Origin of the sequence: Campylobacter sp. RM12640 (assembly GCF_020137595.1) — a bacterium.
Taxonomy (GTDB): domain Bacteria; phylum Campylobacterota; class Campylobacteria; order Campylobacterales; family Campylobacteraceae; genus Campylobacter_E.
Genome location: NZ_JACGAU010000061.1, coordinates 1 through 858 on the forward strand (window position 1 = coordinate 1; position 858 = coordinate 858).

The window sequence follows — 858 nt, forward strand, 5'->3', positions numbered from 1 at the left end:
GCAGTAGAACAAAGCGTTCAAACAGCAGCAGCAATTGAAAGTGGAGATTTAAAAGCAAGAATTACTTTAAATCCTGCAAACCCACAATTAATTGAATTAAAAAATGTCTTAAATAAAATGCTTGATACTTTAGAAGAAAAAGTTGGAGCTAATACAAACTCAATTGAAAAGATATTTGATGAATATAGCCAAAACGACTTTAGAAATGAAATAAAAAATGCTAAAGGTAGAGTAGAACTTGCAACTAATATGTTAGGTAAGCAAATAAGAGATATGTTAAAAACAAATCTTGAAACTGCAAGAAACCTACAAGATAAATCTAAAATACTAAAAACAAGTGTTAGTGATATAAACGAAGGTGCAAGAAAGCAAGCAAGTAGCTTGCAAGAAAGTGCAGCAGCAGTAGAAGAGATGAGTGCATCTATGCATGCAGTAAATCAAAAATCAAACGAAGTTATTAAAAACGGAGAAGATATTAAAAATGTTATTACTATGATAAGAGACATTGCAGAACAAATTAATCTACTTGCACTTAATGCTGCAATAGAAGCAGCACGTGCAGGTGAGCATGGAAGGGGCTTTGCTGTAGTTGCTGATGAAGTAAGAAAGTTAGCTGAAAGCACTCAAAAATCACTAACAGAAATAGAAGCAAGTGTTAATGTATTAACTCAAGGTATAAATGATATGAGTGAAAGCATTAAAGAACAAACTCAAGCAATATCTCAAATAAATGAAGCAATAAGTAGTATAGATGAGCTAACACGCGCTAATGTAGTAGTAGCTGATAATACTAATAAAATATCAGATGAAGTAGATTTAATGGCTAGCATTGCTGTTGAAGCTGTTATGAAGAATAAA

General features: G+C 31.9%; 1 protein-coding gene. It reads left to right on the plus strand.

Features of this window, described 5'->3' with window-relative positions:
- Positions 1 to 858, plus strand: an 858-nt coding sequence (locus AVBRAN12640_RS09870; protein WP_336609181.1) for a methyl-accepting chemotaxis protein, incomplete at both ends; no start/stop codon positions are given.